Genomic DNA, 19,125 nt, shown 5'->3' with positions numbered 1-19,125 from the left:
TTGACAGCGCACGGCGCTGATTATTCCGGTAGATTTGTGTAGCTTGGCCAGATTGGCGTGAGTTGTATAGCGCATGAAACAACCAAAAGCAGCCAAAACAGTCCTTGACCTCTTTTGTGGAGCCGGTGGCATGGGACTGGGATTCACTCAAGCAGGATTTAAGATTTCCTTTGCAGTGGATAATTATACCGCAGCAGTAGAAACGTACCAAGCTAATCTTGGCGACCACATCCAAGCGCTTGACTTGGCAAATGAGATTGACTTGCCCAAAACTGATGTAATTGTCGGTGGGCCACCCTGCCAGGGATTTTCTTCTGCTGGTGTGCGGCGCGTCGGCGACGTGCGAAACTCGCTGGTTAGTCAATTCGCTAGCATCATCGTTCGGAACAGACCTTTAGCCTTTGTGTTCGAAAATGTGGAAGGCTTTTTAACTGCGGAGAACGGGGAGTGGGTTTTTGATTTATTAGCCCCACTCATTGACGCAGGTTATAACATTCACCTGCGCAAAATAAACGCCGCAGAATACGGTGTGCCTCAACATCGCAAGCGCGTAATTGGTATTGGAGGCTTGGGTTGGAATCCAATATTTCCCGCCCCAACCCATCGGCCTTTTGGGGCACCGGGGGTATTCGCCAAACACAAAAACCTGCCTCCAACGCCCAGCCTGGCCGATGCGCTAGCCGGCTTATGCGCTCCCGGCGCGAAAGCTCCCGGCCACCCACAAGGACACTTCACGAAGCCGCTTAGCCCAGCTGACGCGGCCCGAGCGGCCGTGTTGCAAGAGGGACAAACCATGCGCGACCTCCCGCCCGAGCTACGCCACGACAGCTACAACCGCCGAGCAAACCGTCGGGTGCAGGATGGCACAGAAACGGCGCGTCGTGGCGGGGCACCTACCGGTATTCGTCGGCTAAGGTTTGATGAGCCAAGCAAAACCATTACTGGTGGGGCACGAACCGAATTTTTGCACCCCACCGAACCTCGTAACCTCACCATCCGCGAATGTGCCCGCATCCAGAGTTTTCCCGACGATTTTATTTTCAAAGGTGCCCTGGCTGACCAAATTCAGCTTATTGGGAATGCTGTACCACCACAGTTTGCTAGGGTGATAGCAGAATCACTAGCCCGCCAACTAAATCAACTGCCTGCTCAACTCCCTTTTGCGATGGGTCCGGGCACGCTCCTTTCCTTCCAGCCTACTGACTCTCCCGGTTACAGCCCGGCCTTACGCAGCGTGACGGACCGGGTGCAACAGCTATTTAATACGCGTCCAGAATTGCCACGGCAAGCAGCTACACCAACTCCCGTATTCAAGCATGCCACCACGTAGCCCAAGAAATCAACCGCGTCGCAGATTTCCGCTGACGATATCATTGCGCACCTACCTAAACGAGGCGCAGGCGGGCGGCACCGAGCTGGGTATTGGGCTCACAACCGACCAATGCACGTATTTAATGCTGCGGATTGCGGAGGACTTGGGCCAGCGCCAACGCCTGGCAAATCCGGGCCCCGCCGAAATAGCGGCATTTTTCACTCCGGCCGACCCCTCAACCCTGGCGATAGCCGGGCGCGATGCTTACGAAGTGGAGGCGTTATTTGATGAGTTGGTAAGGCTGGTGCCAAATGCAGACACATACTTTCATTGTCTGTCGGCGCTGCAAAAGCGCCGGCTCAAGTACGCCCGTATTCTTCAATACCAGCCAATTCCCACCATTCTTCAAGTTGGACCACGGGGGCTGTTACAGTATGGAAGCCTGAGTAGCCGCGCCCTCAGCGCCCTGCTCTTCTGGCGCAAATGGATGTTCGATATTGACAATCGAGCCGGGCAAGAAACGGGTTACGTGTTTGAGCCGATTGTGGTACGTAGCATCGGGGGTACGCCCGCAGCCGCCAAAACGTCCCCCGTTCGTCGCCGGCTCAATCCGGCAAAAGGGCGTCAGGTTGACTGCATACTTGATGGCCGGGCTTATGAAATCAAGCTGCGCATCACGATTGCAGCATCTGGACAAGGCCGGTGGGGCGAAGAAAAGGACTTTCCCGCCGATTGTGTAGCATCGGGCTTTGTGCCGGTGCTCATCGTTTTTGATGATACGCAAGCCGATAAGCTGGATGAATTAACCGCGATTTTTGAGGCCGCCGGCGGCGAAGTGTACATTGGGGCCGCCGCCTGGCAACACCTGGAAGACCTGTCTGGTGAAACTATTGCCGTATTTGTTGAGAAATATGTGCGTGCCCCCTTGGCCGACTTACTGACCGAAGCCCCGGCCCGTGACGCCCTGCCTGACCTTTCAATTAGGCAGACCGCCGACAGGATAGTTATTACCATTGACGGGGAGGAGTTGTCCATCAACCGACCAAAGGACTTGCGGGGTGCAGCCGAAATTGCCAGTGACGATGTTGACGCCTTAGCTGTCCGTGGACAAGAGCAACCTGCCCCTCTTGACTTAAATTCTACACAACTAGGATTTGGCTTTGAGACAACCGGGTAATACCCACAATAGTAAAGAATGCCAATTTGGCAATAAAAATTTGTCATAACCCTTATTTTCTCTGCCATAACCCCCCTCCGAGGTACCATTTCGATGCTCGGAGAACCCACTTCGGAGCTCGGAGGCCCAAAATAGGCTCTTTGAGGTCCGATTCCGGCTTTCCGAAGGCCGGTTTCGGCCAAAAAAGGCCCGGTTCCGACCCTTGGATGGTAGAAGCCGGGCCTTTTTTGGCCGAAACCGGGGCTTTGCTAGCCTTTCAGGGCCTTGGGGGGCCGGCCGCTGCCACCGCCGGGAAAGCGCGTGCTCATGTCATCGTAGGCGGCCTGGGCCCCGGGCTGCTTGTTTTTGGCCAGAAACTTTACATTGTTGTAGATGATGAGTGCGGCGGCGTAGGCATCGGAGCCGGCCATCATCATCGTCGATTCCGTGTCGAGGGCCAGGGCGGCGAGCAGCTGCTGGATGGGGGTGAGGCCGGTGAGGGCAGCCGAGTCGCTGGCAAACTCTTCGAGGTCGAGAAAGCCAGGCACGAAGCTGGGGTTGTAGCTGGCGTGGTCATAGGCCTTCTGCACAAAGTCCACGGTTTTTGCACCCATTTTGAACATATTGGAACGCTCCTCCGGCGTTAGGGCCTCAAGGTAGGGCCGGAGTTCGTCGGCTCCCTACTGGAAATACCCCAGCGCCTTTTTCAGCATGGCCTCAGGAATAGCGGTAGAAAACAGATTCTGCATAAAAAAAGAAAGGTTTTTTTAGTGCCGGCAACGTTGCCGGGGCTTTACGAAAGGTAAGAGTCGGGGGCTTAGTAAACTAGCGCGGGGCTGGGAGAAAGGGGGCCGTAGCGCGACCTTTTCGTTCGCATCCCCGCGCCGTCAGTAAATTGTTGAAACGGTGCGGGAACGCGAACGAAAAATTCGCGCTACGTCGGGCCGGCCGCTACATTTGGGCACCGCCGCTCGTTGCCAGTCCCATTCCCTATGCCTTGTCACTTCCTTCCGCGTTTGGGCCGGCTGCTGCTGGGGCTGCTGCTGCCGGGATGGGTGGCGGCCCAAACCACGCCGCCACCCATCCCGCAGGGCCGTTTTCTGAAACAAACTACCTTGGTAGGCGAGCCGCTGGACTACGAGCTGCGCTACGCCCACGCCCCCGATTTGGAGGTGGTGTTCCCGGATTCGCTGGCCCGGTTTGCGCCGTTTGAGTACGCGGGCAAAACCTTTTACCCCACCCGCACCCGGGGCGGCGTCAGCCTGGACCGGGCCGTGTACCACCTGCGCACCTTCCGGCTCGATTCGGTGCAAGTCCTGGCCCTGCCCGTGGCCGTGCTCCAAGGCCCCGATACCTTAAGCGTGCTGCCGCTGCCCAGCCGGGTGCGGCTGTTGCGCACCGCCGCGCCGCCGCCCGCCGGGGCCGCCGCCCTACCCGCGCTGCGCCAAAACCTGGCCCTGGTGCCCGTCGAGCCTATTTTTAATTACCCGTATTGGCTGGCGGGGGCGCTGGCGGGGCTGCTGCTGCTGGCGGGTGGCGCGGCGCTGTTTCGGCGGGGATTGGTGCGGCGCTACTCGGCCTACAAGCGGCGCAAAAACCACGGCTACTTCCTGGCCCAGTTTGCGCGGCACGTCGAGCGGTTCGAGCTCTCGCGCTCGGCCACCAACGTGGAGCGGGCTGTGGTGCTCTGGAAAAACTACCTCGCCGGCCTGGAAAACAGCGGCCTGAACTCCTTCACCACCCGCGAAATCGTGGCCTATTTCGAAAATGATTCCGACGTAAGAAAGGCCCTGAATGCCACCGACAAGGTGATTTATGGCAACGTGCAAACCGAAGAAGCGGCCGAGGTCGACCGCGCCTTCCAGCGCCTGCGCGGCTTCGCCGAACGGCGGTATGCGTCGGTGACGGAGTAGTAGCGCAAACTTTCAGTTCGTGCCCGTCCTAGGCCGTCCGAACGGCCGCGAACTAAAAGTTCGCGCTACTTTCGCCCCGCTTGAACGACTTTTTCAACCTTCTGCGCTACACCACGCTGGCCGGCTACCAGTGGCAGCAGCCGCAGCTGCTGCTGCTCATCGGGGCCGTGCCGCTGCTGTTTGGGCTGCGTTGGGTGCTGGCCCGGCGGCGGGCGCAGGTGGCGGTGGCCTTTGCGCCCGGACCCGTGCGGCGCGACTGGTCGGCGGTGCTGCGCTTCGGGCCCGACGTGGTGCTGGGCCTCGCTATCAGCTTTGCCATCGTGGCTCTGGCCCGCCCGCAGCGCACCGATGAGCGCGTGGAGCAGTCCGGCCGGGGCATCGATATGGTACTGGCCCTGGATGTGTCGGGCTCCATGGAAATCGAAGACCTGCGCCCCAATCGTCTCGAAGCCGCCAAGCGCATTGCCACCGATTTCCTGAAAACCCGCGCCGGCGACCGCCTGGCCCTGGTGGCCTTCGCCGGCGAAGCCTACTCGCTGGCCCCCCTCACCACCGACTACGACCTACTGCGCGAAGACCTGGCCAGCCTGCGCGTGGGCATGGTGAAGCAGGACGGCACGGCCATTGGCACCGCGCTGGGCGTGGCCACCAACCGCCTGAGCGAGTCCACGGCCAAGTCGCGGGTCTGCATCCTGCTCTCCGATGGCGAGAACAACGCCGGCAGCCTCGACCCGCTGCTGGCCGCGCAGCTGGCCCACGCCTTCGGCATCCGCATCTACACCATCGGGCTGGGCAAGGACGGGTTCGTGCCCTACGGCCAGGACTCGCTGGGCCGTACCCGCTACGTGAGCACCCGCCTCGACGAAACCACCATGCGCCAGCTCGCCGCCGCCGCCGGCGGCCGCTTCTTCCGGGCCACCGATACGGGGGCGCTGCGCGAGATATTCGCCCAAATCAACCGCCTCGAAAAGTCCGAAATCAAGCAGCTGCGCTTTCGCAACACCAAGGATTTTTACCGGCCCTATCTGTGGGCGGGCATTGCGCTGTGGCTGCTGTGGCTGGCCCTGAAAGGCACGTTTCTGAACAACCCGCTGGAAGATTAGCGGGGTTGTATGTTAGTTGGTGGTCAGAAGCCCGTCATGCAGAGCGCAGCGAAGCATCTTTACCGTTTTACTAATCCTTTTGATTGAGTTTATTACTGCGGTAAAGATGCTTCGCTGCGCTCTGCATGACGGCCTGCGTTCGTTTATAAATAGAAAAACCCATGTCCATCGCCGCTAATATCCACCGCATCAACGCCGAGCTGGCCGGGACCGCCGCCCGCCTCTGCGTCGTCACCAAAACCCACCCCGTCGAGCTGCTGCAAGCGGCTTACGCCGCCGGGGCGCGCTGCTTCGGCGAGAACCGGCCGCAGGAAATGGCCACCAAGCAGCCCCAGCTGCCGCCCGATGTGGAGTGGCACCTCATTGGCCAGCTCCAGACCAACAAGGTGAAGCTGCTGGCCCCTTTCGTGCATACCATCCAGAGCATCGACAGCGGGAAGCTGCTGCGCGAAATCGACAAGCACGCTGCCGCCAATGGCCGCGTCATCAGCGGCCTGCTGCAATTCCACATCGCCGCCGAAGAAAATAAGTCCGGCCTCACCCTAGCCGAAGCCGAGGAAATCCTGACCTCTCCCGAGTTCCCGCAGCTGCAAAACGTGCGCCTCACCGGCGTGATGGGCGTGGCCACCTTCACCTCCGACGAGGCCCAGCTGCGGCAGGAGTTCCAGACCCTGCACGGCTACTTCAACCACCTCAAAGCCGCGTACTTCGCCGATGCCCCGGCTTTCCGCGACATCTCGATGGGCATGAGCGGCGACTACCCCCTGGCCGTGGCCGAGGGCAGCACGCTGGTGCGGGTGGGCAGCGCCATTTTTGGGAGTCGGGGGTAGGCGCGTTGGCCTTCCGCGAACCGCTGCGTTTTCCTCCGCGCCCGTTGCGGGAACCGACGCCAGAACAGCTTCCCAGACGCAACGGTAGAAATTCTTCTATCTTCCGTCCCTCGTCCGCCGCAAAATCCCACCATGCCCGCCACCACTGCGTCTTCGCCGCCTCCACCGGCCATTGTGGCCAACCAGCACATCTACGACGATTATTTCCGGGAGGAATTTACCCAGACCCTGGACGAGAATATTCTCCAGCTGCTCGACCGCGTATGGTTCCGCTCCGAACTGGTGGGTTTCGAGAATTATCCGCAGCGCAACAACCCCGACCGGCCGCTCATCTTCGCCAGCAACCATTCGGGCATGGCTTTTCCCTGGGATGCCATCGTGGCGCTGTCGCACCTGTGGCGCCATCTGCTGAATAAAAATGGCAATATCAGTGACTTGCCGCGCCCGCTTTCGGCCCCGCTGCTCTCCCAAACGGCCCTGATGAACCCCTACCTGGTGCGCGAATTCTGGAAGAAATGCGGCAGCGTGGATGCCACGACGCTGAATTTCGAAACCATGATGTACTACCAGGACCACAATCTAATGCTGTACCCCGAGGGGGTGCCCGGCATTGGCAAAGGGTTCAACCGCAAGTACCAGATTCAGCGCCTGGCCACCAGCATGGTCCGCCTGGCCCTGCAGCACGGCACCGACATCATCCCGTTCTACACCATCAACGCTGAATACCTCAATCCCTACGCCTACAGCTTCGAGCCCATCAACCGGCTGACCAAGAAAATTGGCATCCCGTTCCTGCCCCTCACGCTACTGCTGCTGCTGGTCATTATTCAGCCCTGGGCCTTTTACCTGGCTTTTCCGGCCAAGCTCACCTTCGTAATGGGCACCCGCATTCGGCCCGCCGACCTCACCAGCAAAACCGTTGACGAGCTGAGCCGCGAAGAATTCCTGGCCCTGAGCGAACAGGTTCGGCAAAAAATGCAGGCCGAAATGGACGCCGCCGTACTCGCTCACGGCCAAAATCCCTACCGCTGGGCCGAGCTCTGGCAGCGCATCAAAGAAAACCGCCGCTATTTCCCGTTTTTCCTACCCTTCGCCTGGCCAGCCATGTTCACCGAATTCGAGCGCCTCTACGTGAAAGAGGGCCGCCGCAGCTTCCGCATGCAGCTGGACAAGCCCGGCGCGTGGCTGAAAATGCTCTGGCGCAACCCCATAACCCTGGCCTATTTCATCCCGTTGATTGGCTGGATTCCGCTGGCCATCAAAGGCTACAAAGGCAATAAGCTGGGGCAGCAGCACAAGGCTTACCGCAGCAGCTAGCAGTAGGGTGCGGGGCTGGCCCCCGCCCGTCGTCGAACGAAATCGTTAAAACGGCGCAAACGACGGGCGGGAGCCAGCCCCGCACCCTACAAACGCCCACACCCTCCCTCCCAAATCCCACCCGAATGCCCTCTTTTCAACACCTGCTGCTCAAGCAGTTTCTTACGGCAGCCGCCGCGCCGTTGGCCCGCCGCAAGCCCAGCGTAGGCGCTATCCGCCTGGCCATGGAAACCGGCTCGCTCTTCCAGTTCATGCCCTGGAAGGTGAATCTGGAAAGCTTCAAGCTTGATAACCGCCTCGAAGCCGAGTGGCTGCGGCCCCGCGCCGCGCACCCCACCCGGGTGCTGCTCTACCTGCACGGCGGCGGCTACGTGCTGGGCTCCCTCAACACCCACCGCAGCCTGGTGGGCAGCCTGGCCCAGCGTACGGGCCTCAACGTGCTTACCATCAACTACCGCAAGGCCCCCGACCACCCCTTCCCCGCCGCGCTCGACGATGCCCGCCGCGCCTACCGCTGGCTGCTGCGCCACGGCCACCAGCCGCACGACATCGTGGTAGGCGGCGACTCCGCCGGAGGCGGCCTGGCTCTGGCTTTGCTGCTGGCCCTGCGCGACTCCGGCGAAGCCCTACCCGCCGCTGGCATCGGCCTCTCGCCCTGGACCGACCTGAGCCTGCCCACTGCCGCCCTGCGCCGCGTGGCTCGCGAGGAAGGCCTGTTGCTCGAAGCCCTGCAAATGCGGACCTGGGGGCCGCTCTATGCCCACAAAACGCCCCTCACGCATCCGCTGCTCTCGCCCGCACAGGCCAATTTGCACGGCCTGCCGCCGCTGCTCATTCAGATTTCCACGGCCGAAGTGCTGTACCAGGACGTGGTGAAATTCGCCCGCAAAGCCCGTGCCGCCGGCGTGCCCGTCACGCTCCAACCCTTTGAGGGACTGGTGCATTGGTGGCATCTGTTTTGGCGCGTGGTGCCCGAAGCCCGGCAAGCCCTCGACCAGGTGGCGGCCTTCCTGACGGAAATGTGGGCTCAGCCGCACGCCGCGCCCGTACGCCTGCCGCTGGCCGAGCGGCGCGTGCCCACGCGCCGCCGCGCCGCATGAACTGTCGCTGAACGGGTTGCTGAACACCGGAGCGGGCATCAAATATTCAGGAAATGGAAAAAATAAATTCTCTTTTTGATGATTTAAGGCCACTTTTGAGGAAATCCGGCGTACACGGCTCAACTATGTTGGCGAGTGTGCGTAGGTTTGCATCGAATTTAGTCGGCTTGCATACTACTTTGGTATGGCAACTGGCTTTTCCACAGTAGTTTCCCTTTTTTCTTTCACCTCATTTCCAGCATCATGGAAGATTTGTTTAAAAAGTTCGTAAATGCTGGCGTCGGCTACATCGCCCAAGGCAGCAAGTCGGTTCAAAGCACCATCGACAAGCTGGTGAAGGACAACAAGATGACCCAGGCCGAGGGCAAGAAAATCGTAGATGAGCTGCTGAAAAGCGGCGAAACCAAGCGCACCGAGCTCGAAAAGCAGTTCCAGGGCATTGTGGACCGCGCCAAAAGCAGCGTAGGCCTGGCCGACGCCAAGCCCGCCAAAGGCAAATCCACCGCCAAAAAGCCCGCCGCCAAAGCGGCTGCCAAAGCGGCTGCCAAGCCCGCTGCCAAAGCCGCCAGCGTAGTAAGCGCCGCTAAAACCACGGCCAACCAGGCCGCCAGCCGCGCTGCCGGTGCCGTGAAAAACGTGGCCGACCGCGTGAGTGCCGCCGCCGGCACCGCCCAGAAATCTGCCGCTGCCACGGCGGCTGCCGCTGCCAAACCAGCCCCAAAGCCCGCCGCCAAAGCCGCCGCCAAACCAGCCCCAAAGCCCGCCGCCAAAGCCGCCCCTAAGCCTGCTGCCAAAGCGCCGGCCAAGCCCGCCGCTTCGGCCACGGCCAGCGGCGAGAGCAACTCGTAGTTTCTGCTTGAACCAGGAAAAACCCCGTTTGCACTGCGCAAACGGGGTTTTTTTACGCAGTTGAGGCCCAGTGAAGCAGCTGGTACGGGCTTTCCAGCCCGCCAAAATCTGCGGAATCAGTTTAATCTGCGTAAATCTGTGGTCAATGTTTAAAAATACGATTTCCAACCTCTCCCGCATTCGGCAGGTGGCCGAGGTGCTGCTGCGCTACGGCTTCGAGGACGTGGTGACCACCACGCCGCTGCGCCGCCTCGTGAGCCAGGCGCGCCGCCTGAGCTGGCAGCGGGCCGACCGGCAGATATTTGAAACCACGCGCTGGGAGCGGGTGCGCCTCATTATTGAGGAGTTGGGGCCGACGTTCATCAAGCTGGCGCAGGCCATGAGCAACCGGGCCGACTTGCTGCCCGAGGCGCTGATTGACGAATTTGAGAAGCTGCAAAGCAACGTACCGCCCTTCGAAACGGCCCTGGCCCGCCAGATTATCGAGGAGGAGCTGGGGCGGCCGATTTCGGAGGTTTTCAGCGAGTTTGATGACGTGACGCTGGGCTCAGCCAGCATCGGGCAGGTACACCGGGCGCGGCTGCTCACGGGCGAGGAAGTGGTAATAAAAGTGCAGCGCCCCGGCGTACGCGAAAAGGTGCGCTCCGACCTGGCGCTGCTGCACGAGCTGGTGCGCCTCACCGCCGGCTTCCTGCAAAAACATGGCCTCGCCAACCCGCAGGACATCGTGGACGCCTTTGAGCGCAGCATGAGCAAGGAGCTGGATTATACGGCCGAAGCCCGCTCCATGGAGCAGTTTCGCAAGCTCTACGAGGACTACACCACGTTCTACGTGCCCAAGCCCTACCGCGAATTGAGCACGTCGCGCATTCTCGTGATTGAGTTTGTGAGCGGCTGCAAAATCACCGACAAGGCGCAGCTGCAGGAGTGGGGCCTGAGCCCGGCCGCCGTGGCCGAAAACGGCATGGACATCTACCTGACCCAGATTTTTGAGTTCGGGATTTTCCACGCCGACCCGCATCCTGGCAACGTGCTGGTGCGCCCCGACGGTACGGTGGTGCTCATCGACTTCGGCATGGTGGGCCGCCTTACCAAGCAGCAGAAATACGCCTTCGCGGGCGTATTTATCGGCATGGCGCGGCAGGATGCCCGCAGCATGGCGCTGAATTTCCGCCGCTTAGCCCTCACGGCCGAAATCCCCGACATGCGTGCTTTCGAGTCGGACCTCAGCCAGCTGATTGAGGATTTTGCCATGCTCGATGTGAAGGAGATGAGCATGAGCGACCTAGCCGACGCGCTCCAGAACATCATTTACAACTACAAGTTGCAGGTGCCGGGCGCGGTGTTCCTAATCCTGCGGGCGCTGGTGATTCTGGAAGGCATTGGTAAGGTTTTGCACCCCAATTTCAACACCTTCGAATTCGTGGCACCCTACGGGGCCAAGATTATCCGCGAGCAATACTCGCGTGAAAACCTGCTCACCGAGGCTGAATATACCGGCACGCAGCTGCTGGCCCTGCTCCAGACCCTGCCCGCCGACGTGCGCCAGATTGTGCGCAAAATCAGCAAAGGCGAGCTACGGCTCAAGTTTGAGCTGGTGGGCTACCAGACCCTGCTGCGCAAGGCCGACCAGCTGGTGAGCCGTACCATTCTGGCGCTGTTGGGCGTGGGCGGGCTGCTGTTTTCGGGCCTGTCGCTCATGGGCCGCTACTCGCCCGACATGCCCTACCACCGGGGCGTGCCCGAAATAACGTGGTGGAGCCTGGGTGCCACCGGCTTCCTGCTGCTGGTACTGTTGCTGCTGGGCACCCGGCGGCGCGAGAAATAGTGAGGCTGGTCTTTGCTAATGGTGCTACTGGCGCGAGTTTAGCGCAGCGTAACTCGTGCCAGCAGCGGCGCGAGAAGATAAGCTAAGCAGTGAATTTGGACGAAGGGTTTGGTGCCGGGCCTTGTGCGGCCCGACCTTTGCGGCCATGCGGTTGTATTTCGGACCGCCTGCTGCAATGTCTGCTTCCTTCATCGCCCGCGTCACATTTGCTGTTTTTGGGATTTTAGGGGGAGCGCTGCCGCATATTTCCGTTGCCCAGACGGCTCCGGCCGGCCCGCCGGTGCTACGCGAAGCCAGCCTGCGCACCGACACCGCCACTTACTTACTAAGCCGAAATACAGTAGCTGTACAGGGGGGGCCGGCGCTGTATTTCTGGTACCGGCGCGACGATGAAACCGTGGAGCTGCGCCTGTACCCGGCCAACGCCCGACCGCTACGCCTGCGCCGCAACCCTGATTTTCAGCAGCTCGACTCATTGACGAAAGAGGAGGACGGTGGTTTTCGCACCCGCCTCAAGTTCCAGAACCTGACCAGCAGCTGCTTCCTGCGCCTGGTGGTGGAGCAGGCCGCCGACTCGGCCGGGCGCGAACCGCGCCGCGAGGTGGTGCCGCTGCTGCCGCTGGTGCATACCACGCTGGCGCTGCGAATATCTGATAACGAATTGTTTGTGGGCGAGGAAAAGGTATTTGAGCTCACCAGCTCGAACGCGCGCAACGTGCATGCTACCGGCGAATGGGTGCGCGGAGCCGAATTCGACTACCGGCTGGTGGCCGAGGCCAATGGCACCCTGCGCCTGCACGTACTGCCCAACCAGCTGGGCCTGCGCACGCTGGCCGTGAAGCTGCAAACTGAGCGCCCGATATTACTGGCTGGCAACCGCATCAGCTACCAACTGCCGGTGCTGAAGCAGGAGTTCAACGTGAAGGCCAGCCGCTTGCGCTTTCTGTCGCCCGATAAGCGCAGCGTGACCATGGACGACGTGAGCCGCCGCAAAGGCACCGAGCTGATTCTGGATAATGGCCGCAGCTTCGAGCTGCATCGCACCTACCGCGTGGAGGACCAGGAAGAACCCGGCGGGACGCTCATCGCCGAAATATTCACCCGCCAGTTCCTTAGCAACGACCGGGTGCTGTGTTACCTGCGCCCCTACAACACCCACCGCCAGACCGAAGGCTACCTCTACATCAAGGAAAACGACGCGGCCCGCTACCTCACCAACCTTGATATCACGCCCCAAACCGTGATTCGGAACGTGCAGGTGCTGCACCGGGGCGGCGAGTGGACTGCCGGCCTGAGTGTAAGCCCCGGCGAAACCGTGGACGTGCGCATTGAAGGCGAGGGCCTGCAAAAAGCCCGCATCTCGTTCGAGGACTTGCCGGTTATTCCTTCTGATTCGTCGGTGCGGACCGATGCCCGGCTGGTGTACCGCGTGCGGGTGCCGGTGAGCTATGACCGGCGCAAGAGCATTGTTTATAATGCCGGGCAGCCTACCGGCTATACGCTGAACATTAAGGAATTTCAACGGCCGCACCCGCTCGATTTCGTGTCGGTGGCTTACGGCGACGCGGCCCGGCCCATCACCCGGCTCAACGGCCCGGTGCTGTATGACGGCACCATCCGAGACGTGGTGTTTCAGTTCAACCCCAACGCTATTGACACGCCCGATGTGCTGTTTGGCAAGCAATACCTGACGTTCGAAATCCGCACCCTCAACAGCAAGGGCGAGCTCATCGAGCTGCGCAACGTGGAAAGCCTGCTGGTGTGCCCCGGCGACAACTCGCCCCGCGCCACCTTCTACCAGGACAAGCAGTGCCGCACCGACCCGCTCAGCCTCAACTCCTTGCTGGGCCGCAAAACCTACGACCTCGACGAATGGAGCCGCATCGTGGTCACGGTCAAGCATCAATCCAGCCAGTACGCTGAGCCCGGCTACACCCAAACCGTGGAGCTGGTCCTCAAACGCCGCTACAAGTTCGACATCGACGTGAGCTTCCCGGCCGGCCTGCTCACCCGCAAGCAGGGCGATTCGGGCTTCGGCGATTTGGGCGGCATCTCGCTGGCCACGCTGGCCCAGTTCAGCTTCTACAGCCCCAACAAAATCAACCGCCTGCGGCCGTATAAAATCGGGGCCGGCTTCGTGGCCCTCAATGCCTTCAACCTGGGCAGCAGCAGTACCAACCGCGATTTGGGCGTGGTCATTCTGGGCTCGGTGTATCCCACGCGGCGCGAGGCGAAGTTCACATTTCCGCTGTACCTGGGCGGCGGGTTTTTGCTGGGCACCAGCCGGTGGTTCTACATGCTGGGGCCGGGCATTGGGGTGCGGCTGTAGCAGTAGCGCGAACTTTTAGTTCGCGCTACAGTGGCTCCGGTTCCGCTGCCCACCAATCGTCTGCCTTTTCCGGTCATTGGCAGAAAAAGCAGAAGGGTAGGGGCAATTCGGCGGTAATTTTGGGGTATGAAATCAACTCGTTCCGCCGCGCTATCCCTTTTCTGCCTGACTAAAGCCCTCCGCGGCGGCGGGCGCTGGCTGGCGGCCGGCATAATGCTGGCGGGTACCCTGCCGCAAACGGCCCAGGCGCAGGGCCGCGTCACCATCAGCGGCACGATTAAGGATGCGAAAACGGGCGAGGATTTGACCGGCGCTTCCATCCGCATCGTGGAGCTGCCTGGTACCGGCACGGCCGCCAATGCCTACGGCTTTTACACCCTCACGCTGCCGGCGGGCACTTATACGGTGGAGGCCAGCTTCGTGGGCTACAAGGCCCAGCCGCGCAAGGTGACGCTCGATAAAAGCCAGCGGCTCGATTTCAAGCTGGCCGGTGGGGGGCAGGAACTGAACGAAGTGGTGGTGACCGGCCGCAGCAGCCAGGCCAACATCAGCAAAGCCCAGGCCGGCGTGGAGACGCTGGATATGAAGCAGATTGCTAAGGTGCCGGTGCTCTTTGGCGAGAAGGACGTGATTAAAACGCTGACCTTGCTGCCGGGCATCAAAACGGCGGGGGAGGGCAGCAGCGGCTTCTCCGTACGCGGCGGCAACGTGGACCAAAACCTGATTCTGCTCGACGAAGCGCCCGTGTACAACGCCTCTCACCTGCTGGGCTTTTTCTCGACGTTCAACTCCGACGCCATCAAGGACCTCACGGTGTACAAGGGCGGGATGCCGGCGCAGTACGGCGGCCGGCTATCGTCGGTGGTCGATATTAAGATGAAGGACGGCAACAACCAGACGCTGCACGGCAGCGGCGGCATCGGGCTTATTGCCTCGCGCCTGGCGCTGGAAGGGCCGCTGGTGAAGGACAAAGGCTCGTTCCTGGTAACGGGCCGCCGCACGTATGCCGACATTTTCCTGAAGCTGTCGAACAATGAAACCACCAAAAGCGCCCGGCTCTATTTCTACGATTTCAACGCCAAAGCCAACTACACGCTCGATGCCCGCAACCGCATCTTCTTCTCGGGCTATCTGGGGCGCGATGTGCTAGGCATCAGTACTTTCGAGAACAACTACGGTAACCAGACGGCCACGCTGCGCTTCAACCACCTGTTCACCGACCGACTGTTTTCGAACACCTCGCTCATTTACAGCAAGTACGATTACCAGATAAAAATCCGGGCCAACGACTCGGATTTCAGTATCGATTCCAAGATTAAGGACTGGAACCTGAAGCAGGATTTCGAGTTCACGCCCAGCTCGAAGCAGACGCTGCGCTTCGGGGTGAATGCCATTTACCACACCATCACGCCCGGCCACGTCACAGCCGCCGCCGATGCGGCGGTGAATTCCACGGCCGATAAAACTAACTATTCACTGGAATCGGCGGCCTACGTGTCACACGATTGGGCCGCCACCGACAAGCTCGATTTCACCACCGGCCTGCGCCTCTCGGCCTTCAGCCTGCTGGGCGCGGGCACGTATTCGAACTACAATCTGGCCGGCACGGTGCTCAATAGCCGGAGCTATTCGTCGGGCCAGGTCATCAAAACCTACCTGAATCTGGAGCCGCGCCTGGCCGTGAGCTACCAGCTGTCGGACAATACCGCGCTCAAAGCCGGCTACGCCCGCAACGTGCAGAACCTGCACCTGCTAAGCAACTCGGCCGCGTCGTCGCCCACCGATTTGTACGTGCCCACCACCAACAACGTGAAGCCTGAGCTGGCCGACCAGCTCTCAGGCGGCTATTTCCGCAAGCTGGGGGCCAATCAGGGCTATTCGTTTTCGGCTGAAGTGTACTACAAGTGGCTGCAAAACCAGATTGACTACCGCGACGGCACCCAGCTGCGCGGCAACCAGGACGTGGAAAGCACGCTGCTCTACGGCAAGGGCCGGGCCTACGGCATCGAACTGCTGCTGAAAAAGGAAACCGGCTGCCTCACCGGCTGGGTGGGCTACACGCTGAGCAAATCGGAGCGGCAATTCGCCGAAATCAACAGCGGCAGCTGGTTCAACGCCCGGCAGGACCGGCCCAACGACCTGTCGGTGGTGGCCGTGTACCAGCTGTCGCCTGTCTGGAGCCTGTCGGGCACCTACGTGGCCAGCACCGGCAACGCCGTGACCTTTCCCGTGGGCAAATACTACGTGGCCGGCCAGCCCGTGAGCCTCTACGGCCAGCGCAACGCCGACCGCCTGCCCGGCTACCGCCGCCTCGACGTGGGCGCCACCCTCGAAAAGCCGCAGAAAGAAGGCCACCGCTTCCACCACAGCTGGAACTTCTCCATCTACAACGTGCTGGGCCGCGAAAACCCCTACAGCATCACCTTCCAAACCAACCCGGACGACGCCTCCCGCACGCAGGCCCTGCAAACGGCGCTGTTCCGCATGGTGCCCTCGGCGACGTATAATTTTAATTTCTAAAAGACCTATAATGACGCGATACGACTGTCATGCAGAGCGTAGCGAAGCATCTTTACTGCGCAAGTAATTAGAGTTAGTTACGCGATAAAGATGCTTCGCTGCGCTCTGCATGACGGGCTGTTAAATCCGATATTCACAATGAAAAACCGTTTCACCCTTCGCTGCCTCGCCGCGGCCGCTGCCCTACTGCTCGCCGCGTCCTGCCAGAAGGTCGTCACCCTCGACCTCAAGGAGAGCGCCCCGCGCCTGAGCATCGAAGGCAACCTGGCCGATGACGGGCAGCCCTGTACCGTGCTGCTGGCCCGCAGCGTGAGCTACACCGAAACCAACACCTTCCCGGCCGTGAGCGGGGCCGTGGTCACGCTGAGCGACGACGCGGGCGGCCTCGAAACCCTCGCGGAAACCAGCACGCCCGGCCAGTACCGGGGCCGCACCCTGCTGGGCCAGTCCGGCCGGCGCTACACGCTGCGTGTGGAAACCGGCGGCCAGGCCTACGTGGCCTTGTCCACGCTGCCCGCGCCGGTGGTGCCGCTGGCGGGCCTGCGGGCGCAAAAAGCGCCTATTGGTACCAATATTCAGGCCTTGCCGGATTATCTGGACCCAGCCGGCACGCGCAATTACTACCTGTTCCGGCAGTACCGCAACGGCCGCCTGAACAAGAATATTTACCTGCAAAACGACGAATTCACCGACGGTAAGGCCAACGTGCGGGGCCTGGGCGGTGGGGGTGGCGGCAATACCGATGCCGATAAACTAGTGGCCGGCGACAGCCTGCGCGTGGAAATGCAAAACGTGGACGCTGACGTGTACGAATACTTCCGCACCCTCAACCTGACTTTGCAGGGCGGCGGCATGGCCACCGCCTCGCCGGCTAATCCAAAATCGAATTTCACGGGCGACGTGCTGGGGTATTTCAGTGCGCATTCGGTGCGGCGGCGGACTATTCTGGTGCCGGTGCTGTAAGGGCATTTGCGGATTTTTAGTACAGAAATAAGAACGTCATGCTGAGCGGAGCTCAGCATGACGTTCTTTCGTTTGCGTTGAATGCGTTTACGCGAGCTTCATATCCGCAATTATCGCCTTGATTTTCTCGTGGCCCAGGCGGTTGGCCAGGTCATAATCAACGGCTGATTTTAGGGGCTGCTTCACGCTGAAATAGAACTTGATTTTGGGCTCGGTGCCGCTGGGGCGGGCCGAAATCTTGCTGCCGTCTTCGGTGAGGAACTGGAGCACGTTGGAGCTTTCCACGCCGGTGTCGGTGCTGAGGCCGGTGGCCAAGTCGTGGATTTTGCCGGTTTTGTAGTCGCGGATTTCCACCACTTTCAGGCCGGCAATGCTGGCGGGCGGGTTGGCGCGCAGGCCGGCCATCATTTCCTGGATTTCCTCGGCTCCGCGCTGGCCTTTTTTGGTGAGGGAAATCAAATCCTCCACGTATAGGCCATACTGGGCGTACATGGCCACCATTTCCTGGTAGAGGGTGCGGCCCTGGTCCTTGGCCACGGCGGCCATTTCGGCCACCAGCGCGCAGGCCGAAATCGCGTCCTTGTCGCGCACAAAATCACCGATGAGATAGCCGTAGCTTTCCTCGCCGCCGCCGATATATTTCTCCTGCCCTTCGAGGTCGCGGATGAGGCCGGCGATGTACTTGAAGCCGGTGAGCGTGCGGTAACTCTTCACGTTGTATTGACGGGCAATATCGCCCAAGATTTCGCTGGTCACGATGGTGTACACAATGAAATCCTGCGGCGTGCTCTGGCCGGCGCGGTGCCGGGCCGAGAGTAGGTAGTTGGTGAGCATGGCGGCCGTCTGGTTGCCGTTGAGCAGCACCCATTCGCCCTGGTCGTTTTTCACGCCCACGCCCACGCGGTCAGCATCGGGGTCGGTGGCCAGCACGATGTCGGCATTGGTGGCTTTGGCCTGGTCGAGGGCCAGCTGCATGGCGCTTTTCTCCTCCGGATTGGGCGACTGTACGGTGGGGAAGTTGCCGTCGGGCGTGGCCTGGGCCTGCACCACGTTCACGTTGGTGAAGCCGAATTCGCGCAGCAAACCGGGCACCAGCGTGATGCCCGAGCCGTGAATGGGTGTGTACACAATGTTCAGCTCGTGCTGGCGCTGAATGGCGGCCGGGTCGATGCTGAGCTTCTTAGACTCGGCGAAATATTTCGCGTCCATATCGGCTCCGATGCGGATAATTTTCGAATTATCGGCCGCGAATTTTACCTCGCTTGGGCTCGTGATTTTATTGACTTCGATAATAATATTGGCATCGTGCGGGGCCACTACCTGCGAACCGTCGTTCCAGTACACTTTGTAGCCGTTATACTCCTTCGGGTTGTGCGAAGCCGTTATCACACAGCCGCTTTGGCAGCCCAGCTCCCGAATGGCAAACGACAACTCCGGCGTGGGCCGCAATGCGTCGAACAAATACACGATGATGCCATTAGCCGAGAAAATGCCGGCCGCTATTTCGGCAAATTCGGGGCTGTTGTTGCGGCTGTCGTGTGCGATGGCGACTTTGATTTCCTGGCCCGGAAAGCTCTGCAATAGATAATTGCACAGGCCCTGCGTGGCCATGCCCAGCGTGTAGCGGTTCATGCGGTTACTACCCGGCCCCATGATGCCGCGCAGGCCGCCGGTACCAAATTCCAGGCTGCGGTAGAAGGCATCGGTGAGGGCGTCGTCCTGGCCGGCGGCCTGCATGTCGCGGATGGCCTGCTGGGTCTGGGCATCGTACTCGGGCGTGAGCCAGGTGCTGATGGTGTGTTGGATTTCAGGGGTGAGGGGCATGGGAGGGAAGTTAGATTTGGCGGTAAATGGTAAGACGCATATTCGCGCCTCGTCGTTGAACGGCCGGCAGAGCGGCGCGGA

At 60.8% G+C, this 19,125-nt stretch carries 14 protein-coding genes; 12 read left to right on the top strand and 2 right to left on the bottom strand.

What is annotated here, in order from left to right; all coding sequences use genetic code 11:
* Positions 1-73 precede the first annotated feature (73 nt).
* The gene (locus tag ACVWYF_RS03765) at positions 74-1,330 is read left to right on the top strand and encodes a DNA cytosine methyltransferase (RefSeq protein ID WP_457064760.1); all 1,257 of its coding nucleotides are present in this window, start codon (positions 74-76) and stop codon (positions 1,328-1,330) included.
* Between the two features lie 43 nt (positions 1,331-1,373).
* The gene (locus tag ACVWYF_RS03760) at positions 1,374-2,489 is read left to right on the top strand and encodes a hypothetical protein (RefSeq protein WP_457064758.1); all 1,116 of its coding nucleotides are present in this window, start codon (positions 1,374-1,376) and stop codon (positions 2,487-2,489) included.
* A 248-nt stretch (positions 2,490-2,737) separates the two neighbouring features.
* Here the strand turns inward: ACVWYF_RS03760 and ACVWYF_RS03755 are convergent, their stop codons facing one another.
* Complete coding sequence (locus tag ACVWYF_RS03755) at positions 2,738-3,082, bottom strand: hypothetical protein (RefSeq protein WP_457064756.1); 345 nt, start codon at positions 3,080-3,082, stop codon at positions 2,738-2,740.
* A gap of 378 nt (positions 3,083-3,460) precedes the next feature.
* Here ACVWYF_RS03755 and ACVWYF_RS03750 point away from each other — a divergent pair, with 378 nt between their 5' ends.
* The 10 genes from ACVWYF_RS03750 (at position 3,461) to ACVWYF_RS03705 (ending at position 17,220) form a co-directional block, all read left to right on the top strand.
* A complete protein-coding gene (locus tag ACVWYF_RS03750; protein WP_457064754.1) occupies positions 3,461-4,381 on the top strand; it encodes a hypothetical protein in 921 nt (306 codons plus the stop codon).
* Between the two features lie 80 nt (positions 4,382-4,461).
* Positions 4,462-5,484 carry a VWA domain-containing protein gene (locus tag ACVWYF_RS03745; RefSeq protein WP_457064752.1) on the top strand — a complete coding sequence of 341 codons (1,023 nt, stop codon included), beginning with the start codon at positions 4,462-4,464 and terminating at the stop codon, positions 5,482-5,484.
* 161 nt (positions 5,485-5,645) lie between these two features.
* Positions 5,646-6,314 carry a YggS family pyridoxal phosphate-dependent enzyme gene (locus ACVWYF_RS03740; RefSeq protein WP_457064750.1) on the top strand — a complete coding sequence of 223 codons (669 nt, stop codon included), beginning with the start codon at positions 5,646-5,648 and terminating at the stop codon, positions 6,312-6,314.
* A gap of 132 nt (positions 6,315-6,446) precedes the next feature.
* Positions 6,447-7,631 (top strand): hypothetical protein, encoded by a 1,185-nt coding sequence (locus ACVWYF_RS03735; RefSeq protein ID WP_457064748.1) that lies wholly within the window; start codon positions 6,447-6,449, stop codon positions 7,629-7,631.
* Between the two features lie 125 nt (positions 7,632-7,756).
* A complete protein-coding gene (locus ACVWYF_RS03730; RefSeq protein ID WP_457064746.1) occupies positions 7,757-8,731 on the top strand; it encodes an alpha/beta hydrolase in 975 nt (324 codons plus the stop codon).
* Positions 8,732-8,974: 243 nt separating this feature from the next.
* Positions 8,975-9,580, top strand: coding sequence for a phasin family protein (locus ACVWYF_RS03725; RefSeq protein WP_457064744.1), 606 nt, complete (start codon positions 8,975-8,977; stop codon positions 9,578-9,580).
* Between the two features lie 145 nt (positions 9,581-9,725).
* Positions 9,726-11,408 carry an ABC1 kinase family protein gene (locus ACVWYF_RS03720; RefSeq protein ID WP_457064742.1) on the top strand — a complete coding sequence of 561 codons (1,683 nt, stop codon included), beginning with the start codon at positions 9,726-9,728 and terminating at the stop codon, positions 11,406-11,408.
* Between the two features lie 175 nt (positions 11,409-11,583).
* Positions 11,584-13,737, top strand: a complete 2,154-nt coding sequence (locus ACVWYF_RS03715) for a hypothetical protein (RefSeq protein ID WP_457064740.1) — start codon at positions 11,584-11,586, stop codon at positions 13,735-13,737.
* Between the two features lie 126 nt (positions 13,738-13,863).
* Complete coding sequence (locus tag ACVWYF_RS03710) at positions 13,864-16,257, top strand: TonB-dependent receptor (RefSeq protein ID WP_457064738.1); 2,394 nt, start codon at positions 13,864-13,866, stop codon at positions 16,255-16,257.
* 138 nt (positions 16,258-16,395) lie between these two features.
* The gene (locus ACVWYF_RS03705) at positions 16,396-17,220 is read left to right on the top strand and encodes a DUF4249 domain-containing protein (RefSeq protein ID WP_457064736.1); all 825 of its coding nucleotides are present in this window, start codon (positions 16,396-16,398) and stop codon (positions 17,218-17,220) included.
* 87 nt (positions 17,221-17,307) lie between these two features.
* Here ACVWYF_RS03705 and ACVWYF_RS03700 read toward each other — a convergent pair whose 3' ends face one another.
* Positions 17,308-19,044 carry a phospho-sugar mutase gene (locus ACVWYF_RS03700; RefSeq protein ID WP_457064734.1) on the bottom strand — a complete coding sequence of 579 codons (1,737 nt, stop codon included), beginning with the start codon at positions 19,042-19,044 and terminating at the stop codon, positions 17,308-17,310.
* Between the last annotated feature and the right edge of the window lie 81 nt (positions 19,045-19,125).

This window comes from Hymenobacter sp. UYAg731 (assembly GCF_054061335.1).
The sequence above is the reverse complement of the archived record's forward strand: the minus strand, read 5'-3'. Positions and strand labels throughout refer to the sequence as shown.